At 38.8% G+C, this 18,978-nt stretch carries 20 protein-coding genes and 1 pseudogene; 4 read left to right on the forward strand and 17 right to left on the reverse strand.

Annotated elements, in window-relative coordinates:
• Positions 1 to 493: 493 nt before the first annotated feature.
• From FCI53_RS18900 to FCI53_RS18920, 5 genes are all read right to left on the reverse strand, one after another.
• The gene (locus tag FCI53_RS18900) at positions 494 to 1,501 is read right to left on the reverse strand and encodes a Gfo/Idh/MocA family protein (RefSeq protein WP_138420558.1); all 1,008 of its coding nucleotides are present in this window, start codon (positions 1,499 to 1,501) and stop codon (positions 494 to 496) included.
• Between the two features lie 12 nt (positions 1,502 to 1,513).
• On the reverse strand, positions 1,514 to 2,488 hold the full coding sequence (locus FCI53_RS18905; RefSeq protein ID WP_210238508.1) for an ABC transporter permease: 975 nt from the start codon (positions 2,486 to 2,488) through the stop codon (positions 1,514 to 1,516).
• Complete coding sequence (locus FCI53_RS18910; protein WP_138420560.1) at positions 2,481 to 3,995, reverse strand: sugar ABC transporter ATP-binding protein; 1,515 nt, start codon at positions 3,993 to 3,995, stop codon at positions 2,481 to 2,483. The genes FCI53_RS18905 and FCI53_RS18910 overlap by 8 nt, the downstream gene beginning before the upstream one ends.
• An 83-nt stretch (positions 3,996 to 4,078) precedes the next feature.
• Positions 4,079 to 5,032, reverse strand: coding sequence for a substrate-binding domain-containing protein (locus tag FCI53_RS18915; RefSeq protein WP_138420561.1), 954 nt, complete (start codon positions 5,030 to 5,032; stop codon positions 4,079 to 4,081).
• A gap of 119 nt (positions 5,033 to 5,151) precedes the next feature.
• Positions 5,152 to 6,141 carry a LacI family DNA-binding transcriptional regulator gene (locus FCI53_RS18920; RefSeq protein WP_138420562.1) on the reverse strand — a complete coding sequence of 330 codons (990 nt, stop codon included), beginning with the start codon at positions 6,139 to 6,141 and terminating at the stop codon, positions 5,152 to 5,154.
• 211 nt (positions 6,142 to 6,352) lie between these two features.
• Between FCI53_RS18920 and FCI53_RS18925 the strand changes: the two genes are divergently transcribed.
• On the forward strand, positions 6,353 to 7,321 hold the full coding sequence (locus FCI53_RS18925; protein WP_138420563.1) for a sugar phosphate isomerase/epimerase family protein: 969 nt from the start codon (positions 6,353 to 6,355) through the stop codon (positions 7,319 to 7,321).
• 187 nt (positions 7,322 to 7,508) lie between these two features.
• On the opposite strand, the gene FCI53_RS18930 is transcribed toward FCI53_RS18925, so the two are convergent.
• From FCI53_RS18930 to FCI53_RS18960, 7 genes are all read right to left on the reverse strand, one after another.
• Positions 7,509 to 9,047: a hypothetical protein gene (locus tag FCI53_RS18930; RefSeq protein WP_138420564.1), complete on the reverse strand. Its 1,539-nt coding sequence runs from the start codon at positions 9,045 to 9,047 to the stop codon at positions 7,509 to 7,511.
• Positions 9,048 to 9,316: 269 nt separating this feature from the next.
• Positions 9,317 to 9,451: a YvrJ family protein gene (locus FCI53_RS18935; protein ID WP_138420565.1), complete on the reverse strand. Its 135-nt coding sequence runs from the start codon at positions 9,449 to 9,451 to the stop codon at positions 9,317 to 9,319.
• Positions 9,452 to 9,537: 86 nt separating this feature from the next.
• Positions 9,538 to 9,750: a DUF2922 domain-containing protein gene (locus FCI53_RS18940; protein WP_138420566.1), complete on the reverse strand. Its 213-nt coding sequence runs from the start codon at positions 9,748 to 9,750 to the stop codon at positions 9,538 to 9,540.
• Positions 9,751 to 9,791: 41 nt separating this feature from the next.
• Positions 9,792 to 10,016, reverse strand: coding sequence for a DUF1659 domain-containing protein (locus tag FCI53_RS18945; protein WP_138420567.1), 225 nt, complete (start codon positions 10,014 to 10,016; stop codon positions 9,792 to 9,794).
• Between the two features lie 251 nt (positions 10,017 to 10,267).
• Positions 10,268 to 10,453, reverse strand: coding sequence for a hypothetical protein (locus FCI53_RS18950; protein ID WP_138420568.1), 186 nt, complete (start codon positions 10,451 to 10,453; stop codon positions 10,268 to 10,270).
• A 168-nt stretch (positions 10,454 to 10,621) separates the two neighbouring features.
• Positions 10,622 to 11,452 carry a nuclease-related domain-containing protein gene (locus FCI53_RS18955; RefSeq protein WP_138420569.1) on the reverse strand — a complete coding sequence of 277 codons (831 nt, stop codon included), beginning with the start codon at positions 11,450 to 11,452 and terminating at the stop codon, positions 10,622 to 10,624.
• A gap of 326 nt (positions 11,453 to 11,778) precedes the next feature.
• Entirely contained in the window at positions 11,779 to 12,792 is a 1,014-nt protein-coding gene (locus tag FCI53_RS18960) for a DUF3895 domain-containing protein (RefSeq protein WP_171038244.1), read from the reverse strand.
• A gap of 251 nt (positions 12,793 to 13,043) precedes the next feature.
• On the opposite strand from FCI53_RS18960, the gene FCI53_RS21600 reads away from it, so the two are divergent.
• The gene (locus FCI53_RS21600; protein WP_171038245.1) at positions 13,044 to 13,328 is read left to right on the forward strand and encodes a YggT family protein; all 285 of its coding nucleotides are present in this window, start codon (positions 13,044 to 13,046) and stop codon (positions 13,326 to 13,328) included.
• A gap of 137 nt (positions 13,329 to 13,465) precedes the next feature.
• On the opposite strand, the gene FCI53_RS18970 is transcribed toward FCI53_RS21600, so the two are convergent.
• Entirely contained in the window at positions 13,466 to 13,852 is a 387-nt protein-coding gene (locus FCI53_RS18970; protein ID WP_171038246.1) for a DUF1360 domain-containing protein, read from the reverse strand.
• A gap of 451 nt (positions 13,853 to 14,303) precedes the next feature.
• Between FCI53_RS18970 and FCI53_RS18975 the strand changes: the two genes are divergently transcribed.
• Entirely contained in the window at positions 14,304 to 15,155 is an 852-nt protein-coding gene (locus FCI53_RS18975; RefSeq protein WP_138420572.1) for a DegV family protein, read from the forward strand.
• 76 nt (positions 15,156 to 15,231) lie between these two features.
• Here the strand turns inward: FCI53_RS18975 and FCI53_RS22255 are convergent.
• From FCI53_RS22255 to FCI53_RS18985, 3 genes and pseudogenes are all read right to left on the reverse strand, one after another.
• A pseudogene (locus FCI53_RS22255) lies at positions 15,232 to 15,479 on the reverse strand (DUF6904 family protein).
• Positions 15,480 to 15,788: 309 nt separating this feature from the next.
• On the reverse strand, positions 15,789 to 16,922 hold the full coding sequence (gene solA / locus FCI53_RS18980) for an N-methyl-L-tryptophan oxidase (protein WP_138420573.1): 1,134 nt from the start codon (positions 16,920 to 16,922) through the stop codon (positions 15,789 to 15,791).
• Between the two features lie 266 nt (positions 16,923 to 17,188).
• Positions 17,189 to 17,671: a nucleoside deaminase gene (locus FCI53_RS18985; RefSeq protein WP_138420574.1), complete on the reverse strand. Its 483-nt coding sequence runs from the start codon at positions 17,669 to 17,671 to the stop codon at positions 17,189 to 17,191.
• Positions 17,672 to 17,856: 185 nt separating this feature from the next.
• Here FCI53_RS18985 and FCI53_RS18990 point away from each other — a divergent pair, with 185 nt between their 5' ends.
• Positions 17,857 to 18,309 (forward strand): OsmC family protein, encoded by a 453-nt coding sequence (locus FCI53_RS18990; protein WP_138420575.1) that lies wholly within the window; start codon positions 17,857 to 17,859, stop codon positions 18,307 to 18,309.
• Positions 18,310 to 18,621: 312 nt separating this feature from the next.
• On the opposite strand, the gene FCI53_RS18995 is transcribed toward FCI53_RS18990, so the two are convergent.
• The gene (locus tag FCI53_RS18995; protein WP_138420576.1) at positions 18,622 to 18,843 is read right to left on the reverse strand and encodes a hypothetical protein; all 222 of its coding nucleotides are present in this window, start codon (positions 18,841 to 18,843) and stop codon (positions 18,622 to 18,624) included.
• Between the last annotated feature and the right edge of the window lie 135 nt (positions 18,844 to 18,978).

An 18,978-nucleotide genomic window follows, 5' to 3' on the forward strand; every position in this document is an offset into this window, starting at 1 on the left:
TGGTCCCTAGTTCTGCTAACCCCCTCAATAAGTTCATTTTTGATGATGAAGCGGGCTCTGATTCCGTTAATGACCCTAAACGAAGTAAAAAAGCCCCAAAATTGGCAAATAGCGGAATCAGAATCCGCTCACCCTCCAAAAACGGCTTAAATTGGACTAATAACGGAATGAGGAACCGCCCCAAAAAAGCGGTTCCTCATTCCGCTATGTTCCTCGTCTGCACCAAGAGCATTCGCGACTGGGAGTAAGTTTATATTCATTGTATAATAAAGGCACCACCCTAGTAAGATAGAGTACCTTTTTTTCATAATGCGTATAATTACAGTCTACAAGATACGATCTAACATCTAGTGCACAATAACAAATACTTTAAGTTTCCCTTAAGCTATCACACCGTGCCACTTCTCCCTATCAAATAAAACCATCTACTAATGATTGGTTAGTCCAAAAGATCCATAAAAATCTAGAACAAAGCCCCCCCACCATCACATTTTTAACGAAGAATTTTTTCAATTACTTTCAGTGAGGTTAGTGCGTCATCACCGGTTACTGGTGGGACAGTGTCGTGTATGATCGCATCAACAAAGGCATCAATCACACCAGTGTTCGTTTGGTTATCATTGGTTTGAATCGGCTCGAGTTGGTACCTAACTACTTCACCATCTTTTGTTTCTACTATTAACTGATCTTCTGGATCGTGATAGATTTTCATAATACCTTTCTCACAATAAACCGTTGTTGAATTATCTTCTGCACCATAGTAAGACCAAGAAAAGGATGCCGTTCCTAACCGCCCTTTTTTAGTTTTTAAAGCACAGACAACATTATCACAAACTTCAATCGGATCTCCATGTTCATTCTTTTTATCAAGCGCACCATGAAATGCATGAACATCTTCTACTTCATCATTTAACAAATAATGAATCAAATCAATTTTGTGTACACCTAAATCACCTGCAACACCAGAGTGTGAGCGTTCTTTTTTAAAGAACCAGGTTGCATTCGATTGATCTATTCCCCAGCTCTCTGGCCCTTGATGACCGAACGTTGTTTTAAACGTTAATACTTCCCCTAATTCTTTGTTGTTAATGAGTTGTTTTGCTTTCTGATGGGCTTTCGTAAATCGTTGGTTATGATCAACCATTAGTTTTTTACCAGACTTTCGTTGTGCTTCCAAAATTTCCTCCGCATGTTCAATGCTGATTGCCAGCGGCTTTTCACTCAACACATGCTTTCCATTTAATAACGCATTGGTTGAATGAATATGATGGGTTTCATTGGAAGAACAGTCACTGATGGCGTCAATGCTAGGATCTTGATATAACGCTTCAACACTAGCGACTACCCGGCCATCAAACTCTTCAGCAAGTGCTTGAGCCCTTTCAATATTTCGGTCATAAAATACGATTTCATCAACATACGGATTGGCTTGATATTCTGGGGCATGACGAAATCTAGTAATCGATCCACAACCGATAATGCCTACACGAATACGTTCCATGTTACATCCTCCTTAGTCTCGTTTTTGGAAAAATACCGCCACTATAATGATTAACCCTTTAACTAATCCTTGTAAGTGTGGGGAAATATTAAGTAAGTTCATCATATTATTCAATACACCTAGCAATAACACACCGAAAAAGGTACCAATCACTTTCCCTTTTCCTCCTGTCATTCTAGTTCCCCCTATAATGACTGCAGCAATCGCATCAAGCTCATACAAGTTACCGGAACTTGAAGAAGAAATAGAATTTAACCGGGACGTTTCAATTAAAGCCGCGACACCAACTAACAACCCACACAGACTATATACACCAACTTTGATTCGATCGACACGGATTGCTGATAACAATGCTGCTTTTTCATTACTTCCTAGGGCATACACATAGCGCCCAAACCGTGTTTTCGTCATTAATAGGTAGATCGCAACTGTTAGTCCAATAAAAATAATAATTGGTAAATCAACGATACCTAATTCCGTATTAGCAATGCTCGAAAAACCTTGCACATCTCCAGCGATACTACCCCCATCAGCTGTGTATAAAGCAATCGAACGAGCACCAGCCATCATACCAAGGGTTGCAATGAAGGAGGCAATTTTTCCTTTTGCGACAAGCATCCCATTAATAAAACCAGCAAATGCTCCAACCGCCAAGGCAGTTAAGATACCGACGACAATACTCCCGGTAGCATTTAACGACAGAACAGAAAAAACACCTACCATTGCAAGTACCGAACCAACGGACAAGTCAATTCCACCCGATAACATCACCACCGTCATACCTAGTGCAATAATCCCAATGGTCGATACTTGCATTAAAATATTCATCTGGTTTTGTAAATAAAGAAACCGGTCATTCATTAGTGCAGCAACGATAAAGATTAATACAAAGGCAACGACGACACTATATTCACTCCAAAGCCAAGTTAATTTTGACCGACTAGTACTGGTCGGTTGTTGATTTTGATTGATTTCAATATTAGCCAATGTTCTCTGCCTCCCTTTTTGAACCGGTTGCATATTCCATAATTTTCTCTTCTGTCAATTCATCTCGGTGAAAACGACCGGTAATTTCTCCCTGGAACATAATATTAATCCGATCACAAACTCGTAAGACTTCAGGTGCTTCTGATGATAAAATAATGATTGCTTTTCCTTGGTCTGCTAGGTTCATAATATGCTGGTAAATTTCATTTTTGGCGCCAACATCAATCCCTTGGGTTGGATTGTCAAAAATAAGAATGTCACTATTTACCTCAAGCCATTTTGCAATCACAACTTTTTGTTGGTTTCCTCCACTTAACGAGTCAATCGTTCTATTAGGGTCATGAACCTTAATATTTAATTGTTGTTTGTAGTGTTGAAATTTCTCACGTTCTGTTTTGGAATGAATCCACCCACGTCTTTCAAAATTCCCCATAGAGGATAAACTCATATTTTCAATCACACTTAAATCTTTAATAATCGCGTTTTCTTTTCGGTTTTTTGGAACTAGACCTATACCAGCTTGCAAGCCTTTCTTCGGATGATCTATTTTAACAGGATGACCATTTACTTCAATGTCACCGCTATATTTTTTTCGAAATCCATATATGCTTTCAAACAGTTCTGTTCTTCCATCTCCCGCTAAACCAGTAAAACCTACAACTTCTCCTTTAGATACGGTGAAATTAATATTATGAAAATTCCCTTCGCTTGTTAAATGCTTAACCGTTAGGACTGGATCCCCTTTTGTCTGTTCATGATAAAATGCATCGGTAGACACCGCTTTTCCTACCATTAATTGCGTTATTTCTTCCAAATCTACTTCTTGCATTGACCCATTTCCGACAAAGTGACCATCACGCAACACCGTATAGCGATCACACACTTCTTTAATTTCTTTTAATTTATGAGAAATATAAATGATAGAAACCCCAGACTGCTTTAGGGAGCGCATTAATCCAAATAGTCGTTCGACTTCATTATCGGTTAATGATGTTGTCGGCTCATCCATGATAATGATGTTTGATCTCCGCAAGAGCGATTTAGCTATTTCAATCATTTGTTTATAGGAAGTTTCTAAATCTCTCACATAGGTTTTCGGACTTATCTCGACCCCTAACCGCAACATGATGTCCTCTGTTTGCCGACACATCTCCTTTACATCTAACGTGCCCCATTTCGTACGCAGCTCTGAACCAAGAAACATATTTTCATAGACTGTTAAATCAGTGACTACATTTAATTCTTGGTGGATAAAACTAATGCCTTGCTCCTGTGAAATTCGAGGACTCTCCATTTTAATTTCTTTGCCTTCTATTTTAATATGGCCACGATTCGGCTGGTGTACACCACCTAAAATATTCATCAATGTTGATTTACCTGCACCATTTTCCCCTAGCAATGCATGAATTTCCCCTTTGTTTAAGGTAAGGTCCACCCCATGCAACACTTCTACTTGATTAAAAGATTTTGTAATTCCACTCATTTCTAACAGACTGTCACGCCCCATCTACTCCTACCCCCTTTATGGAAAATAAGAAATACGATAGAAAATCACCTTCCCTATCGTATTTCGTTATTTACAGACGAACTCTAAAATACAGATTCTGGATCATAATGTTCATCAACGTTTTCATTTGTCACCGGTGTTGCTGGAATAATGACTTCTGCACTCTCCGGTTCTTCTCCATTTGCAAGGTCTGCGCCAACCTTCACCCCATCATTAACCATTAATGGAGAGTACAAGAATGTCGCGGAAATCAGTCCATCTTCTTGAATGATTTCATAGACGTCCTTACTACCTGCAGCACCTGTTACAAACTGAATGTCCGTGCGTTCTGCTTCTTTAATTGCTTGAATGACACCTAGAGCCATACCATCATCTTGTGTATAAACCGCATCAATTTCTTCTTGAGCCGTTAAAATGTTTTCCATTACTTGTAAAGACGTTTCTGTTGAAAAATCACCAGATTGTGATGCAATCACTTCAATATCCGTTCCTTCAATAGATTCTTGGAAACCTTCACTACGTTGGTTTGTAACAGAGTTGGACGGGCCGGAAATTTCAACTACTTTCCCAGTTCCATCTAATTGATCGACAAAATATTCCCCTGCGTTAATACCAATCCCTTTGTTATCTCCTTTCACGACAACAGTGGCTGCATCATTGGTCAATTCACGGTCTACAATGACTAGCGGAATCCCTTCATCCTTTACTTTCGTTGCCACTGGTGATAATGCTTCAGACTCTATTGGTAGCATCACAATTGTGTCCACACCTTGTGCAATTAAATCTTCCACATTACTTGTTTGTGCAGCTGGATCATCCGCTGTCGTAAACTCATAGTCATCAATTGTCCCCTCTTCTACAAGTGACTTTGCCTGCTCTTCAGCGTTTTCAATAAGTGCTCCCATCCAACCATGTGTTGCTGAAGGTAACGCTATTCCTAATACAACTTCTCCGTCATCACCTGAGCTACTACTTGAACACCCGGCCACAATAACGGCCAAACCAATGACCAAAAATAAAGATAACAAACGCTTCATGCTAAACTCTCCCCTTTTTAGAATGAAATTGATAAACCCCTTTGTTAACGCTTGCAAATAAGGCTAACTAACCGATATTAAAATCCTTTTTAATATCGGTTCGCTAGTCTCATATGGTACTATCCCATAGTTGACTCGCGAATGATCACTTCATGATCGAGAATGATATTTTCTATTTTTTCACCATGAATACTATTTATTAGCATCCTTGCTGCTGTACACCCCATCTCATGCATCGGCTGAGAAATGGTCGTTAATGTCGGATTCGTCATATTTGAAAAGCTAATCTTATCAAATCCTACTAATGCAATATCTTCAGGTACGTGAAGACCGGATGCGTTAATTTCTTTTAACGCTCCAATCGCAAGCGTGTCAGAAACTGCAAATACTGCAGATGGGCGACGGTCCAACTGTAGTAGCTTTCGCATCGCTTGAACACCATCACTAAACTTAAGTTCTTGCGTGTGATAAATAAATGTTTCATCAATTGGAAAACCAAATTCCTGTAACGCTCGTTCGTATCCTGTCCTCCGCTGACGAGCATACAAAAACTTCTCATCCGAATTAATTAGGGCAATGTTTTCATGTCCAAGTTTGACCAAATGTTTCACGGCATGATAAGCGGCTTGTTCATTATCAATCGTTACATAAGGAATCACCCCACCCTCTTCATACTCACTACATTGAATCACTGGGTATTGCTCATATAATTCATTTAACTTTTGCATATTCACTGCTGGATCCATGGAAATAATTCCATCTGCCAACTTATTCTTGATCATATTAAAGTAAATGTTTTCTCTGTCTGGATTCGAATCGGTTTCGCATAGAAGAATATTATAGTTGTTACTAATCGCAGTTGTTTGAATACCATTAATAATCTCTGAGTAAAAAGGATTGGAAATGCTAGGAAGTAATACAAGTAATAACCGACTCTCTGAATTTCTGAGATTTCGTCCCAACATGCTCGGTTCATAGTTTAAGTCCTTGATCGCTGTTTCCACTTTTAACCGAGTATGAGGTGAAACGGTTGCATTATTATTTAACACTCTCGATACTGTCGCAACAGAAACACCTGCTTTTTGAGCTACTTGTTGAATATTTGCCATGTTGTGTCCTTCTTTCCAATTAGATTTGATTGTAAAAAGTCCATGTAATCGATTACAATTAAAAGTATAAAATTTTCTGATTATTTTGTCAACAATAAATAAAAATGGATTTTTTTATGCTAATTTCATTGATTTTTAGGCTTGGTTTGGTTTAGTATTCTATGTAACGGATTTCATTAAGTGTTTTCATTAAGCGGAGGAGGAAACTAATATGAAGTTAGGTGTATTTACTGTTTTGTTTTCTGATAAAAACCTAGATGAAATGTTAGATCATGTTGCTGCTAAAGGGATTGAAGCTGTCGAACTTGGTACAGGGGGATACCCCGGTGATGCGCATTGTAAAGTGGATGAACTACTCGATGATGAAAACAAACAACAAGAATTCATGGAGAAGATCTCTAGTCGAGGTTTGATTGTAAGTGCGTTAAGTTGTCATTCTAATCCACTCCACCCGCAAAAACATATTGCAGAAGCCGGTGATCTACTATTTGATAAAACCGTTCAACTTGCAAGTAAACTCAACATTCCGGTCGTCAATACATTTTCTGGTTGTCCTGGTGACCATGAAGATGCGAAATATCCAAATTGGCCTGTAGCTCCTTGGCCCAACGATTTCCAAGCTATTCTGAAATGGCAATGGGAAGAAAAAATCATCCCTTATTGGCAAGAAAAAGCTGCCTTTGCTGAAAAACATCATGTAAAAATAGGCCTTGAATTGCACGGTGGATTTTCTATTCATACGCCAGCCAATTTACTTCGTCTACGAAAAGCATGTGGTCCGGCAATCGGTGCGAATCTTGATCCAAGCCATATGTGGTGGCAAGGGATTGACCCAGTAGAGTCTATTAAACTATTAGGTCGCGAAAACGCAATTCATCATTTTCATGCAAAAGATACGATCATCGATCAACCGAATATGAACCGAAATGGTTTAACAGATATGACTCCATACGATAACATGAAAGATCGTGCATGGTATTTCCGTACAGTTGGCTTCGGCCATGAGACAAAAGTTTGGGCAGACATGATCAGTGCACTGCGTTTATACGATTATGATTATGTTGTAAGCATTGAGCATGAAGACGGCTTAATGTCCGTCGATGAAGGATTCACTAAAGCAGTTGAAAACCTTAAACCAGTCATGGTCAAAGAATCTGTTGGTGACATGTGGTGGACATAACTTATTGAATCGGAAATAGGGTGGAACCGTCGACTGGTCCCCCCCTATTCCACGCAACAGCCCGGGACAACAAACCTGTCCCCGTGTCCCACATCAAAAACGGGCGCCTTCTCTTAGAGAGGTGCGCCCGTTTTGATGACATTGATTGATCGGTGACCACTGGGACAAGTGCCCTGTCCCCTTGTCCCTATAAAAAGAACAAGGCTCCTATAACACCTATAACTCCGGTAATGGCAAGTGAATATACTGGTTTCACAGGCATCTCACCATCATTTTCCATTGCCTTACCAAACATATAGAACACGAGTGGGTGTACTAAGAATGGCATGGAGAAAATAAATGGAATAAGTAATGCAGGATTTGCACCAAACATACCACCTTGAATCGCTGCAAATAATCCAAAGTGAGAAATAGCACTAGATTGAGCCATAATGGAATAACCAAATGACATATCACTTAAACTTATTAACACTAAACCGCCAAAGACAGCACAAATTTGCCAGCCAAACGAAAATTGAATGAGAGCATTTACTTCTTTTTTATCATTTCCATTTGCTTTTCGCATGTTAAGAAGAGACCAAATTGTCAACCCAACGCCTATGACAGTTAAAATCGCTGATGGTAGTATCCATAAACTTGCTCGATCAGCACTAATCGCTAATATAGAAAATACAAAAACATGTCCAAAAAATGGAATGTTAATCATAATCGGTGCACGATTCGCTGCAATTTTCCCAAAGTCTCCTGCCGTACATGCCCCTGTTAAGCCAGAGTGTGATAAGGAACCAGCCATGCCAGGTGCAAGGTTTCTGGCATTTGCCGTCCTTGCAAAATACATAAGCAATGCTATTCCACCAAACATCCAAAATAATTGTCCAAAAAATCCATAGACAATAACGGAATTCATTCCCTCGATTGAGAAAGCCTCTCCTATACGAGACCCACCAATCATAAAGTTACCTGCAAGAACAATTGGGATACCTGCAAATAATAATGCACGTACTGTTGGCCCAAACGTCCATTTATAAAATACTGCTCCTACTCCTGCAGAAATCATCATCGCAAAGAAGATTTGTGGCAGAGAGATTAGTGAACTAATCCATACAGAAACATGATAGGAGAGGATTAATACTGCAACAATACTAACAATCTCTATAACACCTTTTCGTAAATAAACGCGTTTATTTTTAATTGTCGCTTTATTATCTATAAAAATTAACGCACCAATAATCCCAATATACGCAATAAGTGGATAGAAGTTTGCCGGCATCGTTTCCGAGCTTGTATTTAGGATAAGGCGTGTTAACCCTTCAATCCCAAGTAATATAAAGAAAGAACGAATGATAAAGATAAATTGCGTTCTTGATGTACCAAGCATCGTTTCTTCATCAGATGGTGTAACGAAATCATCCTCAGCTACTTCTTTGTTTCCTAAAATTTTTCTTAATTCTTGACCACCAACGAAGAAGGTTGCTGTAAGAGCGATGATGGTCGTATTAGCCATTAAATCGACAAACGGGAATTCTGGAAGACCGGGAGATGAAACACCACTTAATACAAGTACGTATCCCATAGTTAATCCAAAAATAACGATGATTAGAATTGGAGAATACCTTGTCCCCGCTACGACTGTACGAGATATTAAGACCATCGGGATCAGAAATAATAAAATGATCCAAAATTGATTTAATAATTGCAAATGAGTAACCTGTTCAACTATATCCATATACTGACTCCTTCGATTTTTTTGCTCACAGATTTAGATATTATCCTATTATCGAGCAAAGGTAAATCACTTTTTGTGAAAAGTTGTTACAATTTCACAAACTACTACTAATTTTTTAATAAAAAGGAGTTTTTATTCGTTTTTTGTGATCACTAGACATCGAGAGTAGAGTTCAGGCGCTCGCCAATCTAAAACCGTTGTTATGGGACATGGGGACAGGTTTGTTGTCCCAGTGGTGGTGGGACAACAAACCTGTCCCCGTGTCCCAGTTAAAGTTTGTCTGGTAGGGAAAGGATGGATTCGATTAATGTGTTCAGTTTGGTTTCGATGCGGTGCAATAAATAAAACGTTACCGCAATTGGAAATCCAACGTCAGTAATTAATGAAATCAATGTTTCCTCCATAACCATCTCCTCCTTTTTAAAAAAAGAAGCACGGGGACGGTTCGTATGCTTCCTCGTCCTCATGCTTCACGCTGATAGTTATCTTATTATAATTCAATCGCTGTCACATTACGTTCCACAATGCGCGCGCTCTTCTTACTAACTAGGTCCCCACCTGACGAATAAAAGATATTTTGTGCCAGAATTTCATCCATTGCTTCGTTAATCGCTTCTGTGTCAACTGGTTCCACAGGTTCATCAAGCGAAATTGTTACGATATGGTCATCCTCATTTAAGAATTTAAGCTCTAATTTTTTCAAAAGAATTCACCTCCTTCCCACTTTTATTGCTTTATACGCAATTATTCTTCTGTGATTAATTCGGTGTCATCACGTTTAATCGAATAAAGCTCACGTTGTTGCAATGGTACTAATGCCTTTGTTACTGCAAATAATTCATCGGTTGTCGCTGCCATTTTCACATTGTTAAACGATTTACGTTTCAAGATCACGTTGCCAGATTCCACATCTAAACCATCCTCAAACTCTAGTTCCAGTCTTGAACTTGTTTTTGTTGCTACAGCCATGTCTCTCACCTCCTTTCACTTCTATAATCGTCCCAACAGTGATTGGAGGTGTCTATAAAATAAAAAAACTCCGTAGATTTCTACAGAGTTTTTTAGATCGTGCTGATCGCCTTTAGCTTTCATTACATTATTCTACTATGGTATAATATACTTAATTAAAACATAGTTATGAGTAGGTCACAGCTGGTAACTGTGACCTATAGATAAGCGGTTCCCCCATAGGGACGGCTATCTTGGTTGATAGACCTCACCTAATCACTTGTCAGGGTAATAGGGAGGTCTATTTTTTGTTGATCAAAGAAATAACCAACGTGAGTAATGCAATCAAGAAGGTACCGAAATAAAAATGAAACGCAGGCTAAGTACGCCACGTCCTGTGGCAACGCCTGCATGACCTTCATCGTGAAGGCCTCCATAAAACTTTCATACATACCCATAGGCATCACCCCCTTTCGCGGGGATTAGCCGACCTCACCTAAAGGAACGTTATCTTAGTAGATTATATCATAGATTTGGCTTTAATGCGAACATGCGTTCTGTTTTAGGTGTTTTCAATCTCCTAGACAAAGTTACATACATCCACAAATAAAAAGGATGGACAACCATTAACCTTTATACTGTTTCTGACAATCAAAACAATATATCTTGCCCTCAAACTTACTATTATTTAAACAGTACGCTTTTACTTTATCTGAAACAGGCTTCCCGCAATCGGCACATGTCTGGTTGGCACGATCTTGACTGGCTGTCCCCTTTTGAATTCGCTCGTTATGTTTGGCGCGAATGGCTGGGTCTTCTATGTTTGCATTCGCGATCGTGTTATGAATGTCGGTGATTTCTTGTTGAGTTAAGAAAGGTTCTTGATGTTGAAGTTTATTAACCGATACTTTTCGATGGATGAACTCCGATAATTCAATGTCATAGACGATTAAGTCATTCGATGTGATTTTTCGTAGCTCTGGCTCAACCTTAAAGGTACACCGCTTCGTAAACGAAATCATCGATATAAAGGATGCATGATGTTTGGGATCAACCAACTCTTTTAACGCTTCTACATGGCCATAGTTTTGTCGGAATGGATTCATAAATTTAAACTTTCCATTTACTAACCATGTCTTTCGATCTCTCCCGCCATAAATTGTCCCTTGATAGTTTTTTGTCTCAATCACAAAAATGCCATAAGGACTAAAAACCAAATGATCGATTTGAGAATAACCGGTTTTCGATTTAGCATTTTTGATCATAATATCGTTGAGGAACTTGTATTCTTTTGGTAATTGCGATAACTGAATATCGATTTTATGCTCCCCTATATCTCCCTTGACTGTCGCTAATTCTTCCTTACTTCGCTGGGGTGGACGACTTTCGTTTTTAGTTTGTATTTTTTGTTGTGGGTTTTCCTTTGGTGCCAATTTTTTCTTTAAAAATTTAAACATAGGTTTTCTCCTTTTTACGGACTCCTAATTATATCCATTCCATTTTTATCGAGCATTGAGCAAAATATTCTTATTGTCTTAGTTATTCTCATTCACGTCTGATCTTCCATTCACCCATTCCGTTCAAGGTAAAAAGACAGATACTCTCGTTTAGAAAGTTTATCACTTTATGAAGTATTACACGTGCTAATCAACCTCAACTGAAAGAATCTTTTCTTTGAATCCAGCACGTCATCTTCTATTCGTTTTCCGCTTTTGTCTATCACTTGAGTGGATGGAAGTGTGCTGAATTAAACTAGACAGTTACCAACTGAGATTACTAGATTCTAAAAAAGGGTACCTTGCTCATACCTAGAACCTGCACCCACAATCTCTTCTACCTTTCTATAAATACGGTCTTCTACTCCTTGTTTTTCCACTAATTCAAGAACACCTTGATTCTTTAGGTGTTCTAAAAATATACAAACGTTTGAAAAAATTCTTGGCTTTCCACTCGAATACATTTCATTGGAAGCACCATGATGCTTAATCAATTCATGACAAATTCCCATCGCACTAAACTGAGGGTGCGGCAAGTGGTTTAGGATCGCCAACACACCTATTTGTAACTCATGTTCCAGGAAAATGTCACTGCTTGTCTTGGCTGATGCATTCGAAGCAGCAATTTCCTGTCGATGTTGAGTCGCTTCTTTTTGTCTTATTTCTTCCACTGCTTCCTTTTCTCTTGCTAATGCTTCAAGTCTTCTCTTTTCTTTCTCTCGATTGTATTCTGCCAATCGACCTTTTAACCTTTTTACCTGCCTATCCAGCAATGGTATATCATGATCAACATGCTCTTGTATATCCTTTGGAATTTCGATGGATGGAGGAATTGCTGCAATCCCCTCATCAGCCAACGTCCAACCACTGGTGATTTTGGCTAGTACTTCATCCATTTCAAAATCAATCTGTGCAATACCGTTTTTGATCTCTTTTACTAGTTTTGGAGGAATTCCAAAATGATCCTCAAAATGATTGATTCCGAACATTTTCACTTCACCAGTTTCCATATTTTGCACAATGTACTGATACCGTAATCGTCGGCCACACTGACAATATAATTGTGAATGTTTTTGCCAGTCAGGTCCCGCATCGATGTAATCTTCTAACTGCCAGCTTTGAGCCACTTTTTCAATAGTACGATCATCACTAGAACTAGCTTTATCATTCGCTAACACATTGGCAAAAACCGTTCTTCTTCCCCGCTTCAAGTAATCTTTAATAAACTTTTTTTGATTATCAGTTAACGTAGCCAATATGTCATCTCTTTCCGATTGAGAAAAATTTCCTTGCCAATCCATGTTTCTCTCCTCCTTGGGACATGGGGACAGGTTTGTTGTCCCAGTCAACATTTTTTGCGGGACAAGGTGTCTGTTCCCTTGTGGCTCATCACTCTACCATCCCTCTTAAAATTATTTTACAACATCCGCAGATCAGGGTGAACTTTTTTATTGAATCCCGTTTCAAAAAGCCCCCCATCAAGAATACACCCTTTGTTTCAATCATATATTCAATGGGTATTCATATAGTAAGAACACGAGGAGGTTTGCCATTGAGTCAAAGAAAAATCATCATTCACATGATTAACATTGTTACTGGGATTGCACAATTCCTATTAGGATTAAGGATTATATTGAAATTATTTAGTGCAAATCCATCAGCACCATTTGTTCAATGGATTTATACAACAAGTTCTCCGTTACTGTACCCATTCGAAGGAATATTTCCAACAGCAAGTCTAGATGGAACGTTTGTCATTGAATTCTCTGCTTTATTCGCATTTATCATTTATACTATTTTGGGTTATGTATTAATAAAAATAGTCTCCAAGTTTTAGGGACAAGGGGACAGGGCGCTTGTCCCATGCTGTATGTTATATTTTTGGGAATCCTTCCCATAGATTGTACGGGACACGTCCCCTGTAAGCTATAGCGACCATCACTTATGTAGACAGAGTACCTGCTCCGTCTGTCCCTATTTCAATTCTTTTGCTTCTTCCGAATAGAGGGCGGTGCGTTTAAGGTTAACACCTACGAACGATTCCAAGATCGCTTGGCCGCCAGCAATTGCTAATACAAATATGAGGTAGATGGCATACTGCGGAATCCACAAATAGATCCCACCTAAGAAAATGGCGCTCCAAATACCGGTGCACCAGTAACACGTTAGTAAGTAGCCAATATTCGATTTGGGAACTTTTTTCATTTCATTATGTTCATCTTTCTTTTGGGTTAAAAAAGGATTGCGAATGAATTCCGTAATTTTGTCAAACACGATTAAATGCGTGAGGCGATAACTCGCTAATATGATCATGACGAATGTCATCCAAGAGATCTCCATAAGGATATTCCTTCCTTCCATTTTTAAACTTAACTTGTCCATATCAAGTAGAATATAAACATGATGGAAGGATGGACCAACATTCATTTCCATTTTTCGTTAAATCCCTTCATTATCTTTCAACTTTTCCATAACTTTTACCAAGTTTTGTGACGCGTGCAATCATGTCAATGGATAACCCTTCCTTTAGCATTTCCTTGGTAATATTCTTAGTTGCTTCCATTTCTCCCTTATCTCTCCATGAATTAGAAAACTTCTTAATGAACGCTTTATCTATTGGAAATTATAGACTGCTGTCCATACCAAGTACCAGGTACATAATGGAACCAGGAGAACCGCCCCTGTGCTCCGAACCTCATTTTCTCTGAAATCCCATGTATTCCTTCCTCTTTTCATGTATAATCTAGAGTACTACATAGTAGCAAGACGCACGAACAGGAACAGCTTGATTATATGGAATGGGGGACGTACAATGACAAGGATCATTTTATCGACTGAGAGTGGAGCAGATTTACCAAAGGAATTAGCTTTAGAGCACGATGTTCAAGTTGTCCCAATGCACGTCATCATGGATGGAAAGGATTATTTAGACGGTTCGTTACCCGTCCAGGAAATTTATGACTATTATGCCCGCACGAAAAAAATACCCTCGACAACGTCTACAAATTCTCATGAATATCATGAATTTTTCACAAAGATACATACAGATTTTCCTGATTGCACCATTGTTCATATTGGCTATACGTCAAAGGCCTCTTCTTCCTTTCAAAATGCGGTGATCGCAGCAGAAGAATTTGACAATCTTTATCTCATTGACGCTTTAAATGTTACAGGAGGATTAGCTGCTATTGTGATGTATGCTGTTAACCTGTTAAAGCAAGAACCTACGATCGAACCTGGTCGATTAGTAGAAAAAATTAAAGACATTGTTCCTAAATCAAAGCTTGCCTTCGTACCCGGAAGCCTAGATTTTTTGAAGGCTGGTGGCCGTGTAAGTAATATGGCTTATCTGGGAGGGGCTTTGTTAAAAATAAAGCCTCGAATTGAATTAATTGATGGGAATCTTGTTTCAAATAAAAAATACCGTGGGATTATGAGTAGAGTTTCGGAAAAGCTTATAAGAGACTATTTAAATCAATATGACATTGATCGAGAGCAACTTTATTTAATCTACTCTATTGGTCTTGATGAGGGGATTAAGCAACGGATCGATGAAATCGCAATAGAACATGGTTTTAAAAATGTAAATTGGATGCAAGCAGGTGCTATGATTTCAACTCATTCTGGCCCTGGTGGTTTCGGCATTGCAGGAATTGAATCTTAGGGACATGGGGATAGGTAAATTGTCCCAAACGAAATAGGTACCTGTCATCCAGCGGGGCAAAGGCCTTTTGTCCCGCTCACCAATCAATCACTTCAGGATAATCTCGTCTAAGTCTAATGCCACTCGGATCACAATCATGTTTAGAAGCTACTGCATAAATCTCTTGTTCCACAGTTTGATACTCTTTTTCACGTTCCGCAAGTCGCTTGGCAATAATAGATAGATTTTTTCTCTTTCATCTTTCTCCCAATTTAGGAAACGAAGATTTAGCACATCTACAAATTGCGTCAAATAATGGCTAAGGTTTCTAGAACCAGCGTTCAATTTTCTGATTGTGTTTATAAACTTTTCATCGAGTCTGGATTTAATCCATTATCCACATAAGAAAAGTCTCAGTGCCCAACCTTTGCATGTCGTAAATTGACTCGTAAAGAATCCAAATAATCCCCACTGACTGTTACTCCAGCTAGATTAGGTGTGTTATGTACATTTATCATTTCCCAAGACCCCAGTTCATTTTTATTCTATTAAAATCGGTATGTATTAAGGGGTCAACACATTGGGACATGGAGGCGGGTCACAAAAATGTAAACAAATTTAGACAAACTTTTCTGAGTATAAAGTTTGTTAAGTCTACTCAAAAAATCTTTTGATAGAAAATGGACGAATATCTAGTTTTGGCTCCTTATTTCCGGTCACTAATTGGCTAAGAATTTCTCCGACTACACTACCAAATTTAAATCCATGTCCAGAAAATCCACAGGCTATAACAACATGTTCATGATTGGGATGCTTATCAATGATAAAATCCCCATCAGGCGTATCCGTATAGGTACATGCTTTACCCATTTTGTGTGGACCAACATTAGGCATACAACGATTAGCGAAGTTAGGGACATCCTGTTTGTCTTGATCATATGTTCCAAATGGCTCCAAGGCTTTATTCATATCTCGTGGAATACCACCATCGTGTCGTCCAATTTTCACCCCTGCCTGTTCGATGCTGGGAAATCCGTAATAGGTTTCATTAGGTAACTTAAATGAAAAGGCCGGGAACGTACTTGATTGATAAATATGTTCGTCCGTTTCAAACCATGAAAACGTATTTCTTAACTCTTGTAAAGGTAGATCTAAATCTACAAGGGGAAGTAGTTTTCTCGTACCCGCTCCTGGCGTCATGATTAAGGATGCTGCTGTAAAACTTTCGTCTCCTGCTTTTACTTCTACACTATTTTCAAAGATAGAGATATTGGTTACTGATGCATTGACTTTGAGCACAGCACCATGTGCCTCTGCTTGTTTTCGGAAAGCACTAATACAATTCTCACTCATTAATACTCCTGAATCTACTTCATAACAGCCTATGTAGCCTTCAGGTACTTGAAAACCAGTCCATCTTTGATTAATTTCCTCTTTCGTTAATTTCTCAACATTCAACGAGTGGGTTTCCGCACTACTTATCACATTTTGAATAAAAGTAGAGTCTGGTTGACCTATGTTAATCACACCAGTTGGGATAAAAATGTCCTCGTCTGACTGTACTTGCAGTTCATGCCATAGTTCTTGTGCACGTAATGCCATTTTCACGTAGTTTTCCCCTTCACCATAGGCATGGCGTATAATTCTAGTTTCCCCATGATGTGATCCTTCTGCATGCGGAGGATTATGAGAATCAATTAATAACACACACTTCCCCTGTTTCGCTAAGTAGGATCCTGCTGCCATCCCCATCGTGCCCGCTCCTACGATAATCACTTCATAATCCATATCCTTCTCTCCTCTCTTTCACTGTGAACAAGCTTTGTCCAATTTACTATTAACTAGAATCATACCTTCAACCAAAATAAAATTCAATATTTTTGGGGATACGATGACAGTTCCATTGTCCTAGCGTCAGTCAGTTAGGCGGGATGAGGCTGTGTCCCTATTGGTTAATATTGTATAAATAGGATAATGGTAAAGATAGATATACTAAGATGCGAACCCCCTCCATTAAAGCTTGCGGGACAGGGTCCCTCTGTCCCAATATATGCTCAATAGTTTCTTGCATGAAACTGACGATGGAGCTTGCGAACTTGCTCTGCGAGTTCTGGAACAGGTCCATCTATTGTCGTATCACGAATAACATCTTGGATGGGAAGATTACGAACACGTGATGCAGGAACCCCTATTTCACTTAACCATTTTCCCAACTGCTCAGATGAACTTGCATAAACGATCCGACCTAAACCAACCCAACCATGGGCCGCAGCGCACATAGGACAATGTTCACCAGAGGTATATACTGTTGCCTTGGCTCTTTCTTCAATTGACATGTTCTGTGCCGCCCATCGTGCCAAAGCAAATTCCGGGTGTTGGGTATGATCACCACCTGCAACATGGTTATGATCTTCCGCAAGCACATCACCATTGGTTGAAACAAGGACGGAACCAAATGGCTCGTCCCCAAGCTCCAAAGCAGTTTTTGCTAGTTCAACACATCGTCGCAGATACCTCAAATCTACATCACTGATCATGATGGAAACCACCTTACTATTTTTAGGGACATGGGGGTTGTTGTCCCAGTGTTTAGTTGTGAAGAAGGACAGTCACTACTAACGGAAAGTATTTTTCTTATTTCAATAAAAAACTTTCAGAAAATATTGACTATTCCTAATAAAGACTATACGCTATATAAAACATAAAATAAAGGAGAGGTAATATGGGAACAAAGCAATTATTAAAAGTTGAATCAAATGGAAAGTGGGAACAAGGATTAAAAACTTCCATATCAATTAGGGACTTTCAACCTTTCATTATAGACGAGCCCGAAAATCTAGGTGGTACCGATGAAGGACCTAATCCGGTGGAATTAGTGTTAGGTGCATTATCAAGTTGTACTTCGGTTATGATTGCAATGATTGCAAAAGAACAAAAGTTTTCTTACCAACAAGCTGAATTTAAAAACAATGGAGTTCTTGATTTACAGGGACTGATGGGTGTTGAAGGAGTTTCACCACATTTTCAAACTGTAAGCTTTGATGTCATGATCAAAACAGATGAAACGGAAGAAAGAGTTGCTAAATTAAAAGAATCCGTAGAAAAAAGATGTCCAGTTATGAACTTACTAGTAGATGCAGGAGTAAAAGTTGAATCTAATTGGATTAAAAAATAATCTTGATGCACAAGGACGGTTCTTGCTTCCAAGAACCGTTCCCATCTCTAAAAATGTACCTTGTGGACAGTAAATATTAAGAACTTGGATACATGAGTATGTTGTCCCCAAACACTTATGTACCTATTTTTGTTTTTAGAATTTGTTCTCAATCTGTAATTTGACGCAAAAGTACCACTGTGTCTCCTACACTTATTGGATAGACATCACAGTTTCAAATTTCCCATGTGTTCTTCTAGCTCTATACGTTCGAATTGCCGAACATTCAGTCGCATCTCATACATCGAATGTGTGCAAAAAGACTACAGATTCTCAATCCTTAAATTCTTTTTCTAACGCTTCTATCTCTAACCTATCAAGTTTTGTCACACGAGCAATCATTTCAATGGGTAATCCTTCACTTAACATTTCCTTAGCTATATTCTTTGTTGCTTCTTTTTTACCTTCTTTAAGCGCCTTATCTCTCCATGAATTCGGCAGCTTCTTTAGTAACTCTTCATCTATCGGGAACAACTCTTTCATCTCTTTACTCAATTCCTTTTCCTGGTTACTAAAATCTATAAAAATCTAAAATCGCCACTGAACCAAGAAAACGTGACATACCGTGAAGATTCTCACTTCATTCCGTCAGAAGGGGATAGAACCTCTATCATGTACCTATTGCACAAG

Origin of the sequence: Aquibacillus sediminis, assembly GCF_005870085.1 — a bacterium.
Classification (GTDB): domain Bacteria; phylum Bacillota; class Bacilli; order Bacillales; family Amphibacillaceae; genus Aquibacillus_E; species Aquibacillus_E sediminis.